This is a genomic window from Paenibacillus soyae (assembly GCF_024623455.1).
Classification (GTDB): domain Bacteria; phylum Bacillota; class Bacilli; order Paenibacillales; family Paenibacillaceae; genus Pristimantibacillus; species Pristimantibacillus soyae.
The window spans coordinates 372013-395797 of the sequence record NZ_JANIPJ010000001.1; the positions used below are offsets into that span (position 1 = coordinate 372013).

Sequence of the window (23785 nt, forward strand, 5' to 3'; positions counted from 1 at the left end):
ATTATTCAGCTCCTCTTGGTTGATTTTGGTCCGAATCGGGCCACTCCAGCTGCACGCTCACGCCGCCCTCGGGGCGCAAGCGGAACCTTATAGACGCCTCCGGTCCGAACTGGAACAGCATGCGCTGCCGAATATTCCACAGCGCGCAGCCCGTGTTGTCGTCCGGCGTATTCATGAGGTCGCGTTCCAGCTTCTGCAGCGCCTCATCGGTCATTCCTACGCCGTTGTCCTCGATGACGAGCGTATTCCAGCCTCCCGCCATAGTCCCCGTAATGGTAATAAGACCGTCTCCATCAAAGCGTTCAATGCCGTGCAGGACGGCGTTTTCGGCGATCGGCTGCAGCAGCAGCCGGGGGATCTCGAGCTCGAGCATGGCCTCCGGCACGTCGATGGCGTAATTCAAATGCTGAATGTGAAAGCGTTGAATTTCGAGATAGCTCTCGAGCAGCTGCAGCTCCTCCTTCAGCGTGGCTGTCAGCTTCTCGACCCGCGTCGTATAGCGGTAATATTTGGACAGATGCATGCTCATCGTCATGACGGATTCCTTCTTATCGAGTCTCGCCAGGCTTCGGATCAAGGCGAAGCAGTTGTACAGGAAGTGGGGATTAATCTGCGATTGCAGCTGCTTGACGTTCGCTTCGCGGCGTCTAAGCTCCTCCACGTACACTTTGCCGATGAGCCGCTCGGTTTCCGCCGCCATGTCGTTGAAGCGTTCGAACAGATATCCGAATTCGTTTTTCGGATTCACGGTAATCCGCGCCGCGTAATTCCCTTCCTGAAGCCGCTTGACGTTGCGAATCAGCAGACCGATCGGCCGCTGCACGTTCCGGTACAGCAGGTAGCCCGCGAGCAGGCTCATGATAAGGAGCAGGGCCACCGAGCCGTAGAACAGCACCTGGCTTTTCACGATGGGCTGAAGCACGTCTTCGATCGGCATGTAATCGACGAGATACCAGTTCAGCGTTTCGATGTGCGCGAACGTGACCAGATAGTCGCTGTCGTCGATTTTGACGATTTGGTTGCTCGATTTCGGATGCAGCTCGGAGGATTGGATCAAGCCGCCGATAGCGGCGATCATTTCTTTGTCCGCGTTTTTGTTGCGGATCGTGCGCCCTTCGGGATCCATCAGGAACGGGTCGCCTTTGCCCGTTTCCTTGAAGGCGTCGAGATCCTTGATGATATGCTCCTCCGGAAACGAAATTTCGACGATGATGCCGGCCTTCTCGAGATTCGCCAGCTTGCTCTTCGGCTTCACGATATGACGGACGAAGCGCTGCTGCTTGAAGTTCTGGATCGTCATTTCCTCGTATCTCCAAGTCGGAGCGAGAAGGCTCTTGACCGTGTCGAGGTTGTAGGTCAGATATGTATTCGTGGACACGAACTCTTGGTTCTCCGGCGCGAGAATGCTGTACTGCGTGTCCCAGCGCTGGGATACGTTCAGAAGGCGGAGACGCTCCATAATGCGGAGTCTCTCGTCATTCCGTTCGTAGGCGCTTTCGATCAGATGCAGCGTCTGCAGCTGCTGGATATGGATATCCTCGCTGAGCAGGAAGCCGAGGGAGGAGAGCGTCGTGACGCTTTTGTCGATTTCGCTGGCCAGATAGGTAATGTCCTTCTGTTTGAGCGAATGCATCTCTTCCTTGATGACTTGAATGCTCGTACGAATTGAAAGCGTATACAATAAAATAATGGGAATTAATAGCAAAATGATCAGTGTCATGATTTTCGCAAAAGTGTTTTCTCTTAACCGCATGGGGCTCCTCGCTCTCGGATAGGGATGAAAAGGAAGCAGAAAACAAAGAAATTGGCATGCTTCCAAAGAACGTGGTCTATAAGCACAGGAGAGAGTGCTGATAAAATCATGATACAGGAGAGAACTGAAATTACAACTGCATTTTTTTGAAAGGGGGCGGATACACAGTGGAAAGCGCGATCAACGAACCGCTGCAGCCGCATACGAAAATTAAGCAAGCACAGCGCAGCAAAGAGAAGCTGAGCCGAACCTGGCCTCTGCATCTTATGCTCCTGCCGGCAGCCATTGTGACGCTTATATTCGCGTACGTGCCGATGGGCGGGCTTGTCATGGCGTTCCAGGATTTCAAGCCGAAGGACGGCATATTCGGCTCCGAGTTCATCGGACTCGAGCATTTCCGGTTTATGTTCGAATACCCGGACAGCAAGGAGGTCATCTGGAACACGCTGATCATTTCCGGGTTGAAAATTATATTCGGGCTTATCGTGCCGTTTGTATTCGCGATACTGCTGAACGAGATTCGGAAAATGCTTTTTAAGCGGGTCGTTCAGACTTTGGTCTATCTGCCGCATTTTATATCCTGGGTTATTCTCGGCGCCATACTGACCGATATGCTCGGCAGCAAAGGCATCGTGAACACGACGCTGAACGCGCTCGGCATGGAGACGATTCCGTGGCTCGCGGACGGAGACTGGTTCCGGTTCACCGTTGTCGTCAGCGACATCTGGCAAAATTTCGGCTTCAACACGATCGTATTCCTGGCCGCGCTCGCCGGAGTGAATCCTTCGCTGTACGAAGCGGCGGAAGTGGACGGGGCGAACCGCTGGAAGCAGACGGTTCATATCACGGTGCCGGCAATGATCCCGATCGCCGTCGTCGTCGGGACGCTGTCGCTAGGCAACATTCTGAACGGCGGCTTCGACCAGATCTTCAATCTCTACAACTCTCTCGTGTACGACAAAGGCGACATTATCGACACGTTCGTCTACCGGACGGCGATATTGAACGGGCAGTACAGCTTCGGCACGGCCGTCGGACTGTTCAAGTCGGTGATCGGCCTCATTCTGATCGTGTTCGCTTATCGACTGGCCTACAAATACGCCGGCTATCGCATTTTTTAAGTTTACGCCAGAGACGCTAGAGAAAAAGGATGGGAAAGCATGTACTATAAAACGAAGGGCTACAAATTCTTTTCGGCTTGCAATTATTTGCTCCTCGGCGTGATATGCTTGACTTGCGTTCTGCCGCTGATTCACATTCTCGCGGTCAGCTTCAGCGCAAGCGCGCCGGCGAACTCCAATCTGGTCGGCCTGGTGCCGATCGGCTTTAACTTCGAGGCGTACACGAAAACGCTGAACAACGACAACTTCCACAACGCGCTTCTCGTCGGAGTGGAGCGGACCTTGCTCGGCACCGCCGTGGGCATGGGGCTGATGACGCTAGCGGGCTATGCGTTATCCAAGGATAGCGCGGGCTTCCGGAGCCGTTCCATCTATATGTGGTTCTTCTTGTTCACCATGCTGTTCAGCGGCGGCATCGTGCCGTCCTACATGCTGATCCGCAACCTGGACATGATGAACTCGATTTGGGCGCTCGTGCTCCCGCTCGCGATCAACGTCTTCAACATGGTGCTGATGATGAACTTCTTCCGCGCCGTGCCGAAGGAGCTGGAGGAGGCTTCGCTTATCGACGGCGCCGGGCAATTCCGGACGCTCGTCAGCATTTATTTGCCGGTGTCCATGCCGGCGATCGCGACGATCTCCTTGTTCACGATGGTCATGCATTGGAACTCATGGTTTGACGGACTATTATTTATTACCGATTATCGTAAATATCCGTTATCTACCTTTTTGCAAACGATTATCGTGCAGCAGGACTTCAACAAAATCAATCCCGACGTCAACGAGCTGAAGAACATATCCCAGCGTACCGTCAAATCGGCCCAGATCTTTATCGGAACGCTGCCGATCCTGCTTGTTTATCCGTTCCTGCAGCGCTATTTCGTCAAAGGCATTATTCTCGGGGCCGTCAAAGAATAGGCGACAAAATGGCATCAATGACAAAAAAGTGGTCTTTCACGCTTGCAAGCCTGCTATTATGATTAATTCATAACGATATTGAAAAATTCGTTATTAATAACATTATTTAACTTACTGGGGGTAATCAGAATGAAAAAGTGGCTGTCAGTGCTGCTCACGCTTTCGTTCGCGGTCACGATCGCGGCCTGCTCGGGCAACAATAACGGCAACAACTCGGCGGCTCCAAGCAACAACGCAGGCTCGAACGGAGGCGCAACCGCTACCGCCGACGCGGGCGGCGAAGAAGGGTTCGTGAACGGCAAGTACACGACGCCTATTACGCTTACGACCGTTTGGGGCCTCAACGAGAACGGATCGGTATTCAAGGAAGGCGAAAGCATCGAAGATAACGTTCATACCCGTCTGATCAAAGAACGCCTCGGCATCGAACTGAAATATAATTGGGTGGTCACGAATACGAATGACGCTTATAAGACGAAGCTTCGCTTAATGCTCTCCTCCGGAGAGGATATGCCGGACGTCGTGGCATACCGCGGCGATTTGGAGACGGTGAACATGCTGATCGACTCCGGTCAATTCATGCCGGTGGGCGAGCTGGTGGACCAATACGCCAACGAGACGTACAAGCAAGGTCTCGAGCATGATCCGGCGATCTGGCTGCCGATTACCCGCGACGGCGAGAAGATGGCGCTGCCGATTCTCGACTACGCGTACAACGGCGATCATGTCATGTGGATCCGCCAGGACTGGCTGGAAAAGCTGGGTCTGCAGGCGCCTAAGACGATCGGCGAGCTGGAAGCCGTCATGGACGCCTTCGTCAACAAGGATCCGGACGGCAACGGTACGGCGGACACGATCGGTCTTGCTACCGGCTTCAAGAACGGCTTTAACAACTGGATGACGGACATCGGCTTCGTGTTCGGCGCGTTCGGCACGATGCCCGGACAATGGAATCTGAATGCGGAAGGCAAGCTGGAGCACGGCTCCGTGAATCCGGCTGCCAAAGATGCGCTTGCTAAGCTGAAGGAATGGATGGAGAAAGGCTACATCTCCCAGGACGCTGCGCTCTTCGACGAAGTGGCTGGCTCCGAGCTGTTCACCAAAGGAGAAGCCGGTATTATGTTCGGCCCGAACTGGCTGCCTGCATGGCCATTCCCGGATTTGAAAACGAACGTACCGGGCGCAAGCTTCAAGGCGTATCCCGTACCGGCCGGCAACGACGGCAAAATCGGCTCCGCCGGCGGCAACCCGCCGTCCAACGGCTATCTCTTCATTAACAAAGACGCCGAGCATCCGGAGGCGGTCCTGCATTACTACAACTGGTTCTTCGAGAACACGGCGAACCCGCAGCCGGGCAGCGAATTCGCGAACGGCTTCGCGGAAGGCTACGATTATGCGCTTCTGGAAGACGGCACTTTGACGGCGGATATCGCCAAATATCCGGAGTTGTTCCCTGGTCTGAAGGACAAAACGGCGCCGCCGCTGTTCTACTCGCTGACATACGAAGGCGCGCGCATTCCGACGCTCTACGCCGATACGCATGTGAAGCTGGCGGGCGGCGCTCAGCCGGAAACGCCTTACGAAAAGCAGGAATTCAATACCCGCACGAAAGAGAACATCGACGCGATGAAGGTCGTCGTCGATCAGAAGGACATCCGGATGAAGAACTACTACATGGGTCCTCTGACCGAAACCATGCAAAGCAAAAACGAGCTTCTGAACAAGCTTCTGAACGAAACGTACAGCAAAATCGTTTACGGCCAGCAGCCGCTTGATTCCTTCGATACGATGGTCGACAACTGGATGAAATCCGGCGGCGAACAAATTACGCAAGAAGTAAACGAGTGGTACGAGAAAGCGCAATAACCATTTCAAGAGCATGATGATATAAGAACGACAGTTCGAGAGCGGCCTGCCACCCTGAAAGTTTCAACACTGGACTCTTAGCGGCGGGCCGCTTTTCTTATGCGAATGAAAACGATTACATCTCGAAAGGGGTTTATTGGAATGCGGAGGAGAAAAGGACTCTCCATGCTTCTCGTGACGTCGATGCTGGCCGCTATGCTGCCGACGGGCTGGGCATACGGGGCGGAAGCCAAGCCGGCTCGTGGCATGGAGGAGGCGCATTGGGGATTTTCGGATATGAAGGCATGGGTGGATCAGGGGCTAATGACGGGTTATCCGGACGGCTCGCTCCGGCCGGATGCTCCGGTGACGAGGGCGCAGTTCGCCAAGCTTCTCGGCGGCGTTTTCCGTTACGGCGCAAGCGCGGAAGCGGGCTTCACCGACGTGACCGGCGAGGAATGGTTTGCCGCGGATATTGCCAAGGCCGCCGCCGCTGGCATCATTGCGGGCTATCCGGACGGCAGCTTCAAGCCGGATGATCCCGTGAGCAGACAGGACGCCGCGAAAATAGCGGCCGCGGCATTCAAGCTGCCTCTTCCGTCGGGAGCGGAAGCGGAGGAGACGCTATTGGCTTACGCGGATGGAGAGGACGTCGGCGATTACGCGGCGGCTGCGTTCGCCAAGCTGACGGATGACGGCGTGCTGAAGGGCTATCCGGACGGCACGTCAAGGCCGGGCCGCAGCGTGACGCGCGCCGAAGCGGTTGCCATGCTCGGGGCGTTGTCGGGAGAGGTCGTGCAGAAGGCGGGTATTTACGAAGATCGGGTTACGGACGGCCATATCGTCGTGAACGCCGAAGGGATCACTCTTGCGGGCGCCAAGGTGGAGGGCAACGTCTATTTGACCGCGGGAATCGGCGACGGAGACGTCACGATCTCCGGCGCGGACATCGAAGGCGTCCTGCATGTAGGCGGCGGAGGCGCGAACAGCGTCCATATCGAGGATTCGAACGTCGGGATGGTGGTCGTGGACAGGCTGGAAGGACCGGTTCGCGTCGTTCTTGAAGGCGATACGGAAGTAGAGGAGATGAGCGTGGAGAACGAGGCCGTCATCGAGGTAGAGGAAGGCGCCTCGGTTGGCCGGCTTGCGTTCCAGCCGGGCGCGGAAGGCAGCAAGCTGCAGTCGAAAGGCAAGATCGGGGAGTTGAAGGGCGATGAAGGGATCGAGGTCATTAAGCCGACTCCAAGCCCGTCCCCGGCTGTCGGCGGACCGGTCAGCACGCCGTCGCCATCCCCGACGGTTAGCCCGTCCCCGACGGATTTGCCAAGGGACGAGGGCTGGAAGCTGGTCTGGAACGATGAATTCGACGGCGAAGGCGAGAATTTGGACGATAACGGCGTCAACCTGGATAAGTGGGATTATCAGCTTGGCACGGGCTCGCAGTATGGCCTTGACGGCTGGGGCAACAACGAGGAGCAGTATTACCGCGCCGAGAATATCGCCGTCGCAGGCGGGCTGCTGACGATTACCGCGAAAGAAGAGACGCACCAAGGCAAGCCGTACACGTCCGGCCGGTTGTTCACGGAGCCGACCTTCACGCAAACCTACGGCAAATTCGAGGCGAGAATGAAGCTCCCGGCCGGCGAAGGCTTGTGGCCGGCGTTCTGGATGATGCCGGAGGATAGCGAGTATGGAGCCTGGGCCGCATCCGGCGAGATCGACATTATGGAGGCGAGAGGCCGGCTGCCGAAGGAAGTTGGCGGCACGATCCATTTCGGCCGCAACTGGCCGAATAACAAATCGACGGGCGACGAATATCATTTTGAAGGCAATGACGATATAACCGGCTTCCATGTATACGGACTGGAATGGGAGCCGGGCGAGCTGAGATGGTACGTCGACGGCGAACTCTACCAGACGGTCAACAATTGGGACAGCTGGGGAGCCGGGCAGCCGGCGAAATACGCATATCCCGCGCCGTTCGACAAACCCTTCTATATGATTCTGAACCTGGCGGTCGGCGGCAACTACGACGGCGGGAGAAAACCGCCGTCTGACCTGATGCCGGCACAGATGCAGGTGGACTACGTCCGCGTGTATGAGCTGGACGGCCAGCCGTACCGGACGCCGGCGGAACCTGCGGTGGAGGCGGAGCCGTACCCATCCGACTATAAAGAACCCGTTGACGGGAATTTTGTCTACGATGCGAATTACGAGGAGGGTTTCACGGACGTCTCGGCTGCCGGGCAAGCTCTTGATCCGGAATATTGGAACTTTGTGCATGTGGACACGTTCGCCGGAGCAGGCTCTGCAAGCGTGGAGACGCTGGACGGAGAGCGGTTCGCCAAAGCTTCGATTACGTCCGGGGGCAACGCGGCGCATGCCGTTCAGCTGATCCAGAACGTGACGCTGGGCAAAGGCAGATGGTATAAACTAAGCTTCGATGCCAAATCGGACGCGAACCGAACGATGACCGTCAAGCTGGGCGGCGGTGAAAGCAGAGGCTGGTCCGTTTATTCCGACAGCTTGGAAGCAAGATTGGCGGGCACGGTGCAAAGCTACGCCATGACCTTCCAGATGACGAACGACACCGATACGCTTGCCCGGCTTGAGTTCAATATGGGACTAAGCACGGCGCCGGTATGGATCGGCAACGTCCGGCTGGAGGAGACGACGGCGCCGGATCCGTATTCGGAGAATGCCGTTAAGGAGCCGCTCGATAACGGCAACCATATCTATAATGGAAGCTTCGACCTTGGGCGCATGGACCGGATGACGTACTGGCAGCTTATCGAAACCGGCGCGGCGGCGGCGGACGCCTCTGTCGGCCCGGAAGCGAGAGAGCTGGAAGTGCAGGTCACGGCGCCTGGGGCGAATGCGGAAGATATCGTTCTCGTGCAGAAGGGATTAACGCTGATCGACGGTAACGAGTATAAGCTGACGTTCAGCGCCAAAGCAGAGCAATCCAGAATGATCGCCGCGGGATTACGGAAGCCGAATGGCTCGGCATATGGGGCTTCGAAATCGGTCACTCTGGGCACCGAGATGGAGGAGCATGAGCTCACCTTCTGGATTGAAGGAGGGCAGGGCGCATCGAGCCAGCTCGCATTCCTTCTCGGCGGGGTTGCCGGAGACGTGTATCTGGACGATATCGTCTTGACGCGCTTGACGGACAACAATGTCGGGGACCTGCCTCTTGCCGATCAATTCCCGCTCCAAAACGGCGATTTCTCGAACGGCATGACGGAATGGAGCGAGCATGTCCAGGGACGGTACGACAATTGGGATCAGGTCACAAGATTCGCCGTTCAGGACGAAGCGATGGTCGGTACGATCTCGAGTGTCGGCAACAACGCTTGGGATGTCATGCTGATGCAGACTGATTTCGCTCTGAAGAAGGGCCAGACCTATACGGTTACGCTAGACGCGAAGTCCTCCGTTCCTCGCGAGACGGAAATCGTCATTGATATCCCCAATAATCGGTTGCTGTCCGAGCGGGAAGCGCTTACGACGGGCTGGCAGACGTTCAGCTACGAGCTGCCCGTGAACGCGGACGTTACGGCATCGTTCAAGCTGCTGCTCGGCAAGCTGGAGAATGCCGCGGAGCTCGGCGCTCATACGGTCACCGTCGACAATGTCAGGGTCGAGGTCAAGGATGCGCGGGCAACAGCCTTCCTTGCCGAGAACGGCTATTTCGACGACGGCATGAGCGGCTGGTCGACCCATGTGCAGGGAGACCACGATGACACGCCTTCCAGCGCAAGCTTTGCAGCCGCGGGAGGAGGAGCGAAGGCGTCTGTCGAGCATCCGGGCGTGAATCCATGGGATGTCGTCCTATTCCAGGATGCCGTAGAGCTTAAGAAAGGCAATACGTATACCGTTTCGTTCGCCGCGAGAGCGACGACACCGCGGTCAATCGATTTGTCCGTGGAGAACGGCACGTTTTTCCGCTATCTGGACAAAAGAATCCAGGTCGAGGATTATACGCGGTCGTATAGCTTCGAGTTCAAGATGATGAATGACGATACGGCCGCACTCAAGTTCCTGCTCGGCAAAATGCCTGAAGAAGGAACGTCAGCCCACGATATTTTCATTGATAACGTCCGCTTCGAGCTGAAGGGCGCGCGGGAAGCGACAGGCGAGAAGGCAAGAAGCGGCCATGATATTGGACTCGCGGCTCCGCCGGCCGTCTCGCCGGACGCTTCGGGCAACATTCTCGGCCAGCCTCTCGAGCTCACCTTCGCGCCGAACGCGGGATGGCAATCCGCCATCACGAAGGTGTACGTAGGCGAAGCCCTGCTTGATGCGGGAGCGTATGAGGCGTCGAGCGGTAAGCTGACGATTGACTCTTCTGTTTTTGCGGCTGCGGGGACGTATGACATCGTCATTCGGGCAACGGGCTTCGAGCCGGCGTATGTGACGCAAGAGGTGCTCAGCGAATCCGAGTGGACGCTCGTCTGGAACGACGAGTTCGACGGCTCGGGCGATAATCTCGACGCGAACGGCGTTGATCTCGACAAGTGGGCGTACCAGCAAGGCACGGGCAGCGAATTTGGACTCGACAGCTGGGGCAACAACGAGCTGCAGTATTATACGAAGGACAATATTGCCGTCGATGACGGCAAGCTTCGGATTGAAGCGAAGAACGAGAGCATGGGCGGCAAGTCGTACACGTCGGGCAGGCTGTGGACGTCGCCGACATTCGCCAAAGCTTACGGGAAGTTCGAAGCGAGGATGAAGCTGCCGGAAGGCACCGGGCTATGGCCGGCGTTCTGGCTTATGCCGAAGGATTCGGAATACGGCGGCTGGGCTTCATCCGGCGAGATCGATATTATGGAGGCGCGCGGACGGCTTCCGCTTGAAGTAGACGGCACGATCCATTTCGGCAAGAACGCCCCGAACAACAAAGCGACCGGCTCGAAATATCAATTCCCCGAAGGCCAGGATTTTACGGGCTATCACACGTATTCTCTGGAGTGGGAGCCGGGAGAGCTGAGATGGTACGTGGACGGACAGCTGTTCCAGACGCTTAACGATTGGCACAGCTGGGGGGCGGGGCAGCCGGACAAATACGCGTACCCGGCTCCGTTCGACAAGCCGTTCTATATCATCATGAACCTTGCGGTCGGCGGCAATTACGATGGCGGCCGGACGCCGGAGGCTGGAGCCATTCCCGCGACGATGGAAGTCGATTACGTGCGCGTCTACGAACTGACGGGAAGGGAGTACAAGGAGCCGGTCGAACCGGCGCTCGTCAAAGAAGAGTTCCCTGCGAACGGCAAAGAACCGGTGAACGGCAATCTGATTTACGACGTTTCGTTCGAAGAAGGCATTAACGATGTAACGACCGCTGATCCCGAGATGGATCTGACGTACTGGAACTTCCTGCACGATAATGAATTCGGCGGTTCCGGCGCGGCAACGGTCGAGACGGTCGACGGCACCGACATGGCGAGGTTTGAGCTCGAGGCCGGCGGCAACGCGAATTACGCGCTGCAGCTGATTCAATATTTGACGCTGACCAAAGGCCACTACTACAAGCTTTCGTTCGACGCGAAAGCCGAGACTAAGCGGAATATGAGCGTCAAATTCGGCGGGGACGCCAGCAGCAATTGGGCGATTTACTCCGACAATTTCGACGTAGGACTCAAGGAGTCGGTCGGCCATTACGAGTACCGCTTCCAGATGACGGGCGACACCAATCCGCTGGCGCGCCTCGAATTCAATATGGGACAGAACACGAGCGACGTGTGGATCGGCAACGTGAGAGTCGAGACGGTCGACATGCTCAGCTCGCCGGATGACCCGAAGACGCCGCTAGCTGGCGGCAATCATATCTATAACGGCACATTCGATCTCGGCGCGATGGACCGCATGAAGTACTGGGGCGTGACCGAATCGGGAGCGGGAGCGGCGGATGCGTCGGTTGATCCAGGGGATCGCTGGCTCGCCGTGGACGTAACGAACGGCGGAGCTGGCGCGAGCGACGTCATGCTGACGCAGAAGGGGGTGCAGCTGCTTCAGAGCGATTCTTACCGTTTGAGCTTCGACGCGCGGAGCGCCGACGGCATGCCTGTTGAAGTACGTCTGGCAAGCAAAAACGGCGCGACCATATATGCGGGACCGTTCGAAGCGGAGCTTGACGGGGAGCGGGAACGCTATACCTTTACGTTTGAGATGCCAACCGGCGTTACCGATGCTGAGTCACAGCTGCAATTCCTGTTTGGCGGGCATTCCGGCGACGTACAGCTCGATAACGTGGAGCTGATCCGAACGTCGAACCGGAACGTCGATTACTCCGGAGTCGATCTGTATCCGCTTCGGAACGGCGACTTCCACTTTGCCCTGAACGGCTGGGAGCCTTTCACGCAGGGAGGCAACGCCGTATTCGGCTCCGAGAATGGAGCGGCGAAGGTTCATGTGACGAATGTGGGCTCGGCGGGCTGGAACGTTATGCTGAATCAGTCGAACCTCCAGCTGACCGGCGGTCTTACGTATGAGCTTTCGTTCGATGTCTCCTCGAGCGTCGCCCGGGATATCGAAGTGTCAATCGAGAACGGGGCCTACACGCGGAGATTTTTCTCCGGCTCCCTTGCGGTCTCGCCGGAAACCAAGCGTTATTCGTTCACGTTCGGCATGCCGATAGACGAGCTGACGGCATTGAAATTCATGATTGGCAAAACAGCTCAGAGCACGGCCGTCGCGCATGATATCATCATCGACAATGTAGAGCTGAACGTCCAATATCCGCCGGTGCTTCGTCCGCCGACGATGATGACGGACGACGAGGATAATAGGGTAGGTGAAGACGTTACGCTTAAGCATTCCGGAAGCGACGACTGGGTCGCTGCCGTAACGAGCGTTAGCGTGAACGGTAACGCGCTCGAAGAAGGCGCATACGAGATGACTGGCGAGGCGGTCGTCATTGACGCCGCGGCGTTCGCGGAAGAAGGCAGCTACGTTATTAAGGTGCAGGCGGCCGGCTACGCGGACGTGACGGTGCGCCAGCTTATGCTCGCCGGAGACGGCAATTTGGTGCTGAACGGCGGCATGAACCAGGGGCTTGCTAGCTGGGAGCGTTGGGAAGGCGAGGGCGGCGACTCGACGGTGACGGTCGAGAACGGCGCTGCCAAGGCGGTCATCCATTGGCACGGAGGCTTGCATCCGGAATGGAATATTCCGATCGGCTGGTCCACGCAGTTTTTCCAGTCGGGCATTCAGCTGGAAGGCGGCAAAACGTACGAGCTCAGCTTCAATGCGTGGAGCACGGCGGACCGTCCCGTCGCGGTGGAGCTTGGAGGCTATAACAACAATCAGTCCGTCTTATTTAACTTGACTGGGGATAGCGCGGGCGTTCACAAAACCGTGCTTCGCCCTGGAGGCCAAGTTCCTCTCGTGCTTCGGTTTCTTCTCGGCAACGTGGTGAACGGCGAGCTCAAGACGCCGGATGCCGAGCATACGATTTATATCGATAACGTGATGGTGCGTGAGGTGTTCACCCCTCCAGCCTTGTCAGCGGACGACAGCGGCAACAAAGTAGGCGAGGCGATCACGGTAACCTTCCCGGATTCCGCTGTTTGGCGTTCCGCCGTTCAAGCGGTGAAGGTCAATGGAGTGACAGCGAGCGAAGAGATGTACGCCTGGAGCGAAGGAGCTCTGACGCTGTCAGCCGGTCTGTTTCCGGTCAAAGGAACGTATGAAATCGCGATCGAGGCCGCAGGCTACGGAATCAGCGAAGTTTCTCAGCAGGTGAAGACCGCCGCGGACAATGTCGCGCAAGGCCGCGTTGCGGCCGCCTCCAGCGGAACGGCCGGTCTTGCCTTCGACGGGAACGGCGGGACGAGATGGGAGTCTAACTTCTCCGATCCGCAGTGGCTCTCCGTTGATCTAGGAGGCGTCTATACACTGGAGGAAGTGATTCTGAACTGGGAAGGCGCCTACGGCAAAAGCTTCAAGCTGCAAATTTCGACCGAGGAGGTGCCGGGCGAGAGCGATTGGACCGATGTCTTCGCCGAAGCGAACGGTAACGGCGGATTGGATACGATTGTGCTCGGCGGCCAGGAAGCGCGGCATGTTCGCATTGTGGGAACGGTACGCGGAACGCCTTACGGCTACTCCTTGTGGGAGTTCGAGATTTACGGCACCCAAGTCGAAGGAGGAAGCGAGAGTGATCAAGGGGCGGAATCCGGTTCGAGTTTCGAATCGGATCACGAACTATGACCTTCCGCTCTGCTTCCCTATTCATCTATAGCGTACCATTGATCTAGAGTCGATATATGATGTCATAATAAAGAGGCGATGCGAGGACTATTTCCCTTGCACCGCCTTTTTTGTGCTGGTATAGACGAGGAGAAGAAGAGGGTGCGGATATATTGATGCCTATTTCTTTTGCTTCTCCTCCATTAATTATTGCGTCACAATTAAATATATGATACATATTAAATACAATAATACACATCAATAGAGAAGACCACGATTCGAAAGGGTGGATAAAATGGAGAGAGAGCTTGCACTCGAAATTGTGCGCGTGACGGAGCTTGCGGCGCTTGCATCGGCGCCATGGATGGGACGCGGGGACAAGAACAGCGCCGACGGGGCGGCGACATCGGCCATGCGGGCGATGTTTGATTCCGTATCGATACGTGGCACGGTTGTCATCGGGGAAGGCGAGATGGATGAAGCGCCTATGCTGTACATTGGCGAGCAGGTCGGAGACATGCAGGGGCCCGAGGTCGACGTCGCGGTTGATCCGCTGGAAGGAACGGAGATCGTCGCGAAGGGGCTGAACAACGCGTTGTCCGTCATCGCGGTAGCGGGCAAAGGCCAACTGCTGCATGCACCGGACATGTATATGGAGAAGCTGGCTTACGGCCCAGCGCTCGTCGGCAAAATCTCCATCACCGACCCGATCGAGACGACCCTGACGAAAGCGGCGGACGCCCTGGGCAAAAAAGTGTCCGATCTCACCGTAATGATTCTGGACCGTGTCCGCCACGAGTCGATCATCAAGACGCTCCGCAAGGTTGGCGTGCGGATCAAATTCCTCTCCGACGGTGACGTTGCCGGCGCGATGGCGCCAGCGTTCCCCGAAGCCGGAATCGACTTGTACGTAGGCTCCGGAGGAGCTCCGGAAGGCGTCCTGGCCGCCGCGGCGCTCAAGTGCCTGGGCGGGGAGCTGCAGGGCAGGCTAATGCCGGCGGATGCGGCGGAATACGCGCGCTGCTTGGAGATGGGGATCGAGGATCCATACCGGGTACTGACCATGGATGATATGGTAGGAACAGAGGATGTCATTTTTGCCGCGACAGGCGTAACGCCGGGAGAATTTCTAAGCGGAGTCCGATATTTCCCGGACGAGCGGGCCGAGACGGAATCTATCGTCATGCGGGCAAAGACGAAAACCATCCGCTTTGTGCGCTCCCTTCATTATTTGCCAAACAAGCCGCTTCTGCACCAGTCGGCGATGGAGGAAAGAGCCGCGGCGGACCAAACGGCCTAAAAAATAAGAAGCCTCACGGATATGACGTTATCCGTGAGGCTTCTTGCATGTTGTTCCGTTAATCGAGCGGGGGCGTCGTAACTCCTTCGCGTTCCGCCTGCTTGCGATGCGCAATGCGGCTTGCCGCGGATGCGGCGATCGCGCCGACGATATCGTCAAGGAACGTATGAATCTCGCCGTCGTTTTTGTCGTTCAGATGAACGAGAATGCCGGGCTTAAGCTTGTCCACATATCCAAAGTTCGTAAAGCCGATGCTTCCGTATACGTTGACGATGGACAACGCCAAAATTTCGTCGCAGCCGTATAACCCCTCGTCATGCTTGATCATGTCCTGCAGCGGCGCCATAAGCTTGCCTTCCTCGGCCAAAATGTCGAGCTGGATGCCCGTCAGTACGGCGTTCTGAACCTCCCGCTTGGACAAGACGGCCTCCACGTGCACGACACATTCCTCCGGTGTCAGGTCCGGGTAATAATCCTTCTGCAGGAAGTGGACCAGCTCCGCGATCGCTTCGTTCGTGACGCCTCGTTTGGCGAGCCATTCTTTTGTAGCCGCAGCGACCTTGCTGCTATTTAGGCTGTATTTTTCGGGCATGTTGCTCATAGGATTTCCCCCTCGTGATTTTTGGACAAAACTGGTCTAAAACAGGGAAGGGCTCGTATACATATTACTACAAATGAGGAGTTGTACAAAGCCGACAGGCCAAAATCGATTGGGGAGGAATTATCGTCATGATTCAAAAAAAATGGATTCGCCGTTCCGCATACGTCGCGCTTCTCGCGCTGCCCGTCATAACCGCGGGATGCGGACTGTTCTCGCAGCAAACCAGCAAATCGATCGACCCGCCGCCAGTAGAGGAAACAGGCGACCTGAACAGCGATCCAACCGGACAGGCTCTGCCTGAAGGCGAAGAGTCGTCGAGAATGACGGTGTACCTGCAGGATTCGAACGGTTATCTCGCTCCGATCGCCGTGCCGCTCACGCTTGGCGAGAACGAGACCGCCGCGCAGAAGGCGCTGGAGATCATGGTGGACAACGGGGCTTACGCGTCGCTTATTCCGGAAGATTTCCGTGCAATGATCCCGCAAGGCACGCAGGTATTGAAATACGAATACGACCAGGAACGCAAGGTCGCGAAGGTTAATTTGTCGGGCGCCTTCCTTGAGTACAACTCGCAGGACGAGCGCGACATCGTTGAATCCATAACATGGACGCTGACAGCGATGCCAGGCATCGAAGGCGTAGAGCTTTCTGTTGAGGGAGAGCCTCTCACCGAAATGCCTGTCGCGGCATTCCCGATTCAAGGCGAGCTGACTCGCAAAATCGGCATCAACATCGAGACGGCGGAAGGCGTCAATCCGGCGAATTCCTCTTCGGTCATCCTTTATTTCTCGGCTCAATCGATGAACAACGAGGAATACTATGTTCCGGTCACGCGTTTGATCGAGCGTTCCGATTCTAAGGAGCATGCCGCGATGGAGCAGCTGATCCAAGGACCGCTTGATTCGAAGACGCTATCCAGCGTGATTCTGCCGAACGTCGAAGTGGAGAACTTGGAGATGCAGGACGGCGGTCTCGTCAAAATCGATCTGAAGGACGAAGCGTACGAATCGGGTCAGCCGATTCCGACGGAAATGCTTCAGTCTATCGTGCTCTCCCTGACCGAAAATACGGGCGCGACTTCCGTTCAAATCAGCATCAACGGCGAAACGAACCTCGTCGACGATTCCAACAACACATACAGCGAAAGCGCGCCGGCAACTAGGCCGCATCATCTGAACGCACTGGAATCGTAAGAGGCGCGTTGTAGTCAACGTCGCGATGAGCGAATATCGAATATTTGACAATCAGAACGAGCCGGCACTTGCCCGGTTCGTTCTTATTTATATTGGCGGGTTTGTTTGCGCTGCGCTTAACTCCCCCCTAGGCTCGGAAGATTGCTATGAACGTATCCTTACTAAGCAGGGTGCGCCTCAATTGGTTCTCCCTTGAGCTCAGTAGAATCATTTAACGAATCCCTTCTATGGAGTGCCTTAGCTAACTCTCACTTGGGACCAACAGAACCGTTTTTGGATGGACTTCTATTTTAATTTGCGCCCTCGGTTAGCTCTCCCCTGAGCTCAGTTGAATCATTTAAACGAGTTTATTTAAGGGCGCCCCTTAGACCTTAGCTGGCTTTCCCTTGAGACCAGTAGAACCGTTTCGAAGGATCCCCTTTCATAATTAATGCCTCGGTTGGCTCTCCCTTCAGCTCAGTAGAATCATTTTATGGAATCATTTGATTGTGTCCCTTGGTCGGCTCTCCCCGTAGCTCAGTAGAATCATTAAACGGATTCGTTTAATGAGTGCCCTCGATTGCTCCCCCCCCCCTAGCTCAGCAGAACTGTTTGAACGGATCCTATCTCTATGGTGATCCTAGGCTGGCTCTACCCTTGTCTGGAACGCAATCCCTTCGTAATCGCAATCGCTTCCTTGATCCTTGTCCAACTTTTTAATAGGATTGGCTTGCTAATGAATGGGAAAAATGCTAATATAGATATACGAACGTATGTTCTTTTTTTTGTGGGGGCGATTTAATGGAGAAAGTCGTGGAAAAGTTCAATGAAGCATATACAGACGAGCTCTCATGCATCTTGTTCGTTGAGCGGATGAGATGGTCCAGTGGATTTGTTTGCCCTCACTGCGGAGGAAGATCCGCTAGCCGCATAACAACGAGGAGAATGCCGTTGTATGAATGCCGGGATTGCCTTACCCAAATATCGTTAACCTCTGGAACTATTATGCATAAGAGTAGAACTCCGCTCCGGAAGTGGCTATTAGCCATTTATTTGGTGTCGAATCATACGAACAGCGTGAATGCAGTTCAATTAAGCGAGCTGCTTCAGATCACATACAAGACGGCATGGAGAATGCTCAACCTCATTCGTCTATCGATCTCATGCGCCGACAACAAGTACAATCTGCTCTCTGGGCTTGTCGAGGCCAAGCATGAGATTTTTGGCAAGCAAGAAATACTCACGGACAAGCGTTTGAAGAAGGAACGCTCCGTCATTGTTGCCCGGCAACACGGGACTACTGATTCCGATTATTATAAGATTAAGATTATCTCTCGCCAGAAAGAAGCAAGAGTGGCGTTAACCGATGCCGAGCAACGTGATTTCACGAGCGTTCATTGCGAGCAGAAGCTATTGCAGCTCCAAATGAATCCTCGCTTTCAGCGATTCAGAAAACAAGAATACGTGGCAGTAACGGAGCAAGACGGGACTACCCGCTGGGAGCATGTCCCTTTTAATGGAGGGGACGCGCGGTATCCGTTATCCAGAATCGTCGATGGCGTCTTCCAATGGATGAATCAAACCTTTCATGGGGTCGGGTTAAAGTATGCGCAGCACTATATGGATGAAGGGTGTTTCAGACTGAACTATGCTGCAGGGAAAAGTGGTGAAGCTTTTCACCGTTTGCTGCAATGTACTTTCGAAACGCTTCCTGTGGGGCTCTCCAATAGAGTAAATACTATGAGCGGAGCCAGCCTAAAGCTTGCCAGTTGAAGTAGTGTGCTTCCTGTGGGTCGCTCCAATAAGGGAATAGCACGATACAGACAACTTCAAGCTTCGCATTTCGCAATCGCAATCCAACAACTCAATCCAACAACGCAATCCAACAACGCAATCCAACAACGCAATCCAACAACGCAATCCAACAACGCAATCCAACAACGCAATCCAACAACGCAATCCAACAACTCAAACCCAAAACTACTCAAACCCAACAACTCAAACCCAAAACTACTCAAACCCAAAACTACTCAAACCCAAAACTACTCAAACCCAAAACTACTCAAACCCAACAACTCAATTCAATTACTCATATTCAATTACTCAAATTCAACTACTCAAATTCAATTACTCAAATCCAACAATTTAAATCAAATAACTCAAAATCAAGACTCATATTCAATCCAAAAAAGTTCAGCCAAAGAGAAGGTTTAACTGAGCTGAAGGGAGAGCTAGCCGAAGTGGTTTCAAAGGATGATCAAGTAGTGTGATTGGTTTAACGGGGAGGCAGATGATGTTGGTATGGAAGGATGGACTAGCCTAAGTCGTGTAAAGGGATCTACATGAGGCGGTTCGTTAAAAGAACTAATAAAAAAACTAATTAAAGGAACTAGTTAAAAGAACTAATCTGAGTCGGTAAATGTGTTGTTGAGCAAATGCCTAAAATGCCTAACTTAGACAAGAGATTGGGTGTTAAAGAGGTGAGGGGAGTAGAGTAAGGGGGGGTTAGTGAAGATAACGTAATTGAAAGAACATGAAAGCACATGGTTCCTGCGTTACTACTGAGCAGAGGGGATAGTTAGTCGAAGCTTGCGGGATGGATACTTGCATAGGTGCAATTCACGGGTTACTTTGTTAAAATAGGAGGGGTTCAAATTGGAAGATATGCTCAGGAGGCCATGGAAATGAGAAATGACAGTCGCGAGCCGAATCAGCTTCGGCCGGTACAAATAACGACGAATATAAACAAACACGCGGAAGGCTCCGTTCTAATCGAAGTCGGGGACACGAAGGTCATCTGCACGGCAAGCGTGGAGGAACGCGTTCCCCCGTTCATGAAGGGACAAGGTAAAGGCTGGATTACTGCGGAATACGCGATGCTTCCGCGCGCGACACATTCCCGCAACCAACGGGAAGCGGCAAGAGGGAAGCTAACGGGGCGCACGATGGAAATTCAGCGTTTGATCGGCAGGGCGCTTCGTTCCGTCGTCGATCTCAGCGCGCTGGGCGAACGGACGATCACGCTGGACTGCGACGTGATTCAAGCGGACGGCGGTACCCGCACAACGTCCATCACCGGTGCTTTCGTGGCGCTCTCGCTTGCGGTAGCTCATATCGGCAAAACGGCCTCGTTCTCCAAATATCCTATCCGCGATTTTTTGGCATCCGTCAGCGTGGGTGTCATCCAAGAGAAGGCGCTTTTGGACTTGAATTACGAAGAAGACTCCAAGGCGAAGGTCGACATGAACGTCGTTATGACCGGCGAAGGGAAGTTCGTCGAAGTGCAAGGTACGGGGGAGGAAGCCCCGTTCTCCAGGGAAGAGATGAATCAGTTGCTGGCCCTTGCCGAAGCCGGCATCGCGGAGCTAATTGAGAAGCAGCGGGAAGCGCTCGGCGAGCTCGCGGACCGCATTGGGAGGTAAATCCATGTCCCGTCATCTGTTATCGGATCAAGCCGTTATTGTGGTAGCAACCAAAAACGCCGGCAAAGTAAAGGAATTCGCGCATGCGCTGGAGAAGCTGGGCAAAGGCGTACAGAGCCTCCACGACTACCCAGCGATTCCGGATATTCCGGAGACGGGCGTCACGTTCGCCGAGAACGCCCGCATCAAAGCGAAAGCGACGGGCGACGCGCTCGGCGTTCCCGCGTTGGCTGACGATTCAGGACTGCGGGTGGAAGCGCTCGGCGGCGAGCCGGGCGTCTATTCCGCGCGTTATGCGGGCGAGGGCGCGACGGACGCCGACAATAACGCGAAGCTGCTCGCGGAGCTGAAGGCGCTCGGAAGCGCGTTGCCCGAAGCCGCGGCAGCCGCGCCGCAGGACGGTTCGAAGCTGCTCAGCCGCGCGCAATTCGTATGCGCGTTAGCGCTGTACGATCCTCGCACAGGCGAATTCGTGGAAGCGGAAGGGACAGTGGACGGCATCATTACGGACAGGCCGCATGGGGACGGAGGCTTCGGTTATGATCCATTGTTCTGGCTGCCTGGCCTCGGCCGGGGGATGGCGGAGCTGAGCAAAGAGGAGAAAGGCGCGATCAGCCATCGAGGCGAAGCGCTGAAGGCGCTCCTCGCGAAGCTGAACGGATAACGAAAGCCAAAAGAGGTTGAAGCTGGCAATGCGCCTGCTTCAACCTCTTTTTTGTCCGCCGATTAACCGACCGAAACCTTATACTTCTTCAGCCAAAGATTGACCTGATAGAGATAGGCGAACAGCTGTGGTCCCGACATCAGCTGACCGAACCAAGGGATATTCGATTTGGCCGAATCGGATTCCGCCAGCTCTCGCACCTTCTTGACGTTGATGAGAGGCAGAAGCGGGGAGCTTGGGTCGTTCAGCACCTCCAGCAGAAGTCCCTTAACCGCGGTCAGGTAATTCGGGTTATGCGTCTTCGGGTATGGGCTCTTCTTCCGCCAGAGGACGTCGTCCGGCAGCACGCCTTGCAGCGATTTGCGCAGGATGCCCTTCTCCCGGTCGCCGGCCGTTTTGATCTCCCACGGAATATTGAACACGTATTCGACAAGTCGATGGTCGCAGAAGGGAACCCGAACCTCTAGGCCGGCCGCCATGCTCATCCGGTCCTTGCGGTCGAGCAGCGTCGGCATGAATCGGGTGATATTCAAATACGACATGCGGCGCATCCTCCGGCGCAACTCGTCTTCGCCGTCCAAGTGCGGAACCTCCGCCACGGCGTCCGCGTACCTGTCTCCGATATACTCCTCGGGCTTGATCATAGCCGCGACTTCCGGAGAGAGCAGCTCCGCACGCATGGCGGTTGCCAGAGACCAAGGGAACGTATCGGCCCCCAGCGCCTCCTCGCGATGGAACCACGGGTAGCCGCCGAAAATTTCGTCAGCCGCCTCGCCAGAGATGGCCACGGTGGCGCCTTTCTTGATTTCATGGCAGAAGAGGAGAAGGGAGGCGTCCACATCGGCCATGCCGGGTAAATCACGCGCGAGCGTCGCGTCATGCAGCGCGGCTACCAGCTCGGGCGTGTCGAATTGAATCGGGTGATGAACGGTGCCCAGATGCTTCGTCATCCGCTCGATCCACGGGGCGTCGCTGTTCGGCTGGAACGCGTGAGCCTGAAAATGCTTGTCGTTGTCGCGGTAATCGACCGAAAAGGTATGAACGTTGCCCTGGCCGTTCGCGGCGTAATATTGGACAGCCAATGTCGTTAGGGCACTCGAGTCAAGGCCGCCGGAGAGCAGCGTGCACACCGGCACGTCGGAAATCAGCTGGCGCTCCACCGTATCCTTGAGCAAAGCGCCGACATGCTCCGCGGTTTCCTCTACGCTATGTGTATGGGGAGCGCTTCGCAGCTGCCAATACGTGATCGTCTTTATGCCCGCGCGGTTGACGACCATGCACTTGCCCGGACGAAGCTCTTCGATATCTTTGTACACGCCGTGACCGGGCGTCCGCGCGGGGCCGATGACGAATATTTCGGCGAGTCCGTCCGCGCCGACCTCCGCTTTGACGGCGGAATGCTCCAGAATGCATTTCGGTTCGGAGCCGAAAATAAATAAGCCGTCTCTTCTCCGGAAGAACAGCGGCTTAACGCCGAGACGGTCGCGCGCCAGGAACAGCTCCTGCGCCGTTACGTCCCAAATCGCGAAAGCGAATATGCCGTTAAATCGTTCCACGCAGGCACGGCCCCACTCCATAAACGCGACGAGCAGCACCTCGGTGTCGCAAGTCGTCGTGAAGGATCTTCCTCTGCTCTCGAGCTCCTTCTTAAGCTCGGGGGCGTTGTACAGCTCTCCGTTGTAGACAACGACGTATTTGTCATCTCCCGTATAACGAATCATGGGCTGGGCCCCGTTCTCCGGGTCCATGACCGATAACCTGCGGTGTCCGAGCGCGCAGTGCGCCGATATCCAAGTACCCGCGGCATCGGGGCCGCGAGGGGCAAGCGTGTCGGTCATTCTTTCCAGATTGACGCTTTCTTTGGTTAAATCACTGTTCCAATCAATCCAGCCGGTTATTCCGCACATCCTTCTCATTCCTCTCTATGCTGGACTCCAGTAGCGATAATAACAGTTATATGCTGAAAAAAGGCATAAAATGTCTGTCCGAAGGGGGATGCTAGTTGGAGGTTGAATCCCTTGAAAGCCATTTTCAAGACGAAGGAAGGGTTGAGCGCAGGTGGACCATCATCATCTTAACGAAGGACATGAAGGCCGGAAAACCTTTTACGTATCGGTTCAGGCCGGTCAAATCTTGGCGGATCGCGAAGCCGCAGCCTATGAACTGGAGATAAACGCGAATGACGAGGAGGTCGCGCGTCTGCGGGAGCTATTCGAGGAGCTGGCTTCGATGGACGAGGCGGAGGTTGCGCACTTCGGTTTGACTCCATACGAGGACAGCGGCGACGGGGCGATGAATAGCGCGTCGGACGAAATCATCAGCCGAATTTACAAGGTCCTGCATGACTGCGGCACCAAGGAAACAAAACGGCATATCGAAACGATGGGCATTTTATAAAGAGAAGATAAGGAAGGTGGAGTTTTATGGAGCCATTGGAAGCGCGCGTTAGGGGGATCGTTAACCGGCGCGGCGAGGCATGCGCCGAAGTGGAAGTGCAGACGAATGACCCCGCGTCACCGGTCGTCCTGGCTTATTATTCGCGGGGCGGCGCCGAGCCGGAGCTTAAGGAAGTGCTGCTGAACGACGCGGATACCGAGTTGGACTGGTTCGATAATAATATGCATCAAGCGTTCACTGACTTGACTAGCATCGTATCCCAAGAGAGTGGGAGCGGTAACGGCCCGGAAAAGTGGAAGCGGTTCGGCGATCAGGTGCTTGCGATGGCGCGCGACGATATCCGGAATCGGTTATCGGAAGGGGTCTAGTTCGGATCAAATTCGGATAGAGGGG

At 55.6% G+C, this 23785-nt stretch carries 14 protein-coding genes and 1 pseudogene; 12 read left to right on the forward strand and 3 right to left on the reverse strand.

The features are described 5' to 3' along the window. Position 1 precedes the first annotated feature (1 nt). Positions 2–1753, reverse strand: coding sequence for a sensor histidine kinase (locus NQZ67_RS01680; protein WP_257442122.1), 1752 nt, complete (start codon positions 1751–1753; stop codon positions 2–4). Between the two features lie 266 nt (positions 1754–2019). Here NQZ67_RS01680 and NQZ67_RS01685 point away from each other — a divergent pair, with 266 nt between their 5' ends. The 5 genes from NQZ67_RS01685 to glpX all read left to right on the forward strand — a co-directional run bounded on the left by NQZ67_RS01685 (position 2020) and on the right by glpX (position 15136). Further along, entirely contained in the window at positions 2020–2874 is an 855-nt protein-coding gene (locus tag NQZ67_RS01685; protein WP_306812661.1) for an ABC transporter permease, read from the forward strand. Positions 2875–2913: 39 nt separating this feature from the next. Further along, positions 2914–3792 (forward strand): carbohydrate ABC transporter permease, encoded by an 879-nt coding sequence (locus NQZ67_RS01690; RefSeq protein ID WP_257442124.1) that lies wholly within the window; start codon positions 2914–2916, stop codon positions 3790–3792. 129 nt (positions 3793–3921) lie between these two features. Then, positions 3922–5658: an extracellular solute-binding protein gene (locus NQZ67_RS01695; protein ID WP_257442125.1), complete on the forward strand. Its 1737-nt coding sequence runs from the start codon at positions 3922–3924 to the stop codon at positions 5656–5658. Between the two features lie 141 nt (positions 5659–5799). Continuing rightward, complete coding sequence (locus NQZ67_RS01700; RefSeq protein ID WP_257442126.1) at positions 5800–13857, forward strand: carbohydrate binding domain-containing protein; 8058 nt, start codon at positions 5800–5802, stop codon at positions 13855–13857. A 274-nt stretch (positions 13858–14131) separates the two neighbouring features. Next, on the forward strand, positions 14132–15136 hold the full coding sequence (gene glpX / locus NQZ67_RS01705; RefSeq protein WP_257442127.1) for a class II fructose-bisphosphatase: 1005 nt from the start codon (positions 14132–14134) through the stop codon (positions 15134–15136). A gap of 58 nt (positions 15137–15194) precedes the next feature. Here the strand turns inward: glpX and NQZ67_RS01710 are convergent, their stop codons facing one another. Beyond that, positions 15195–15737, reverse strand: coding sequence for a phosphatidylglycerophosphatase A family protein (locus NQZ67_RS01710; protein ID WP_257442128.1), 543 nt, complete (start codon positions 15735–15737; stop codon positions 15195–15197). A 128-nt stretch (positions 15738–15865) separates the two neighbouring features. Here NQZ67_RS01710 and NQZ67_RS01715 point away from each other — a divergent pair, with 128 nt between their 5' ends. From NQZ67_RS01715 to rdgB, 5 genes and pseudogenes are all read left to right on the forward strand, one after another. Then, positions 15866–16930, forward strand: coding sequence for a GerMN domain-containing protein (locus NQZ67_RS01715; RefSeq protein ID WP_257442130.1), 1065 nt, complete (start codon positions 15866–15868; stop codon positions 16928–16930). 780 nt (positions 16931–17710) lie between these two features. Beyond that, a pseudogene (locus NQZ67_RS30550) lies at positions 17711–17878 on the forward strand (transposase family protein); the annotation flags it as partial. Between the two features lie 165 nt (positions 17879–18043). Then, positions 18044–18682, forward strand: a complete 639-nt coding sequence (locus tag NQZ67_RS01720) for a hypothetical protein (RefSeq protein WP_257442136.1) — start codon at positions 18044–18046, stop codon at positions 18680–18682. Positions 18683–19593: 911 nt separating this feature from the next. After that, positions 19594–20331, forward strand: a complete 738-nt coding sequence (gene rph, locus NQZ67_RS01725) for a ribonuclease PH (RefSeq protein ID WP_257442138.1) — start codon at positions 19594–19596, stop codon at positions 20329–20331. A gap of 4 nt (positions 20332–20335) precedes the next feature. After that, a complete protein-coding gene (rdgB, locus tag NQZ67_RS01730; RefSeq protein ID WP_257442139.1) occupies positions 20336–20995 on the forward strand; it encodes an RdgB/HAM1 family non-canonical purine NTP pyrophosphatase in 660 nt (219 codons plus the stop codon). Positions 20996–21057: 62 nt separating this feature from the next. Here the strand turns inward: rdgB and asnB are convergent, their stop codons facing one another. Then, complete coding sequence (gene asnB, locus NQZ67_RS01735) at positions 21058–22902, reverse strand: asparagine synthase (glutamine-hydrolyzing) (RefSeq protein WP_257442140.1); 1845 nt, start codon at positions 22900–22902, stop codon at positions 21058–21060. A gap of 151 nt (positions 22903–23053) precedes the next feature. Between asnB and NQZ67_RS01740 the strand changes: the two genes are divergently transcribed. Next, a complete protein-coding gene (locus NQZ67_RS01740; RefSeq protein WP_257442159.1) occupies positions 23054–23392 on the forward strand; it encodes a hypothetical protein in 339 nt (112 codons plus the stop codon). 26 nt (positions 23393–23418) lie between these two features. Further along, the gene (locus NQZ67_RS01745) at positions 23419–23760 is read left to right on the forward strand and encodes a hypothetical protein (RefSeq protein ID WP_257442160.1); all 342 of its coding nucleotides are present in this window, start codon (positions 23419–23421) and stop codon (positions 23758–23760) included. Positions 23761–23785: the final 25 nt, after the last annotated feature.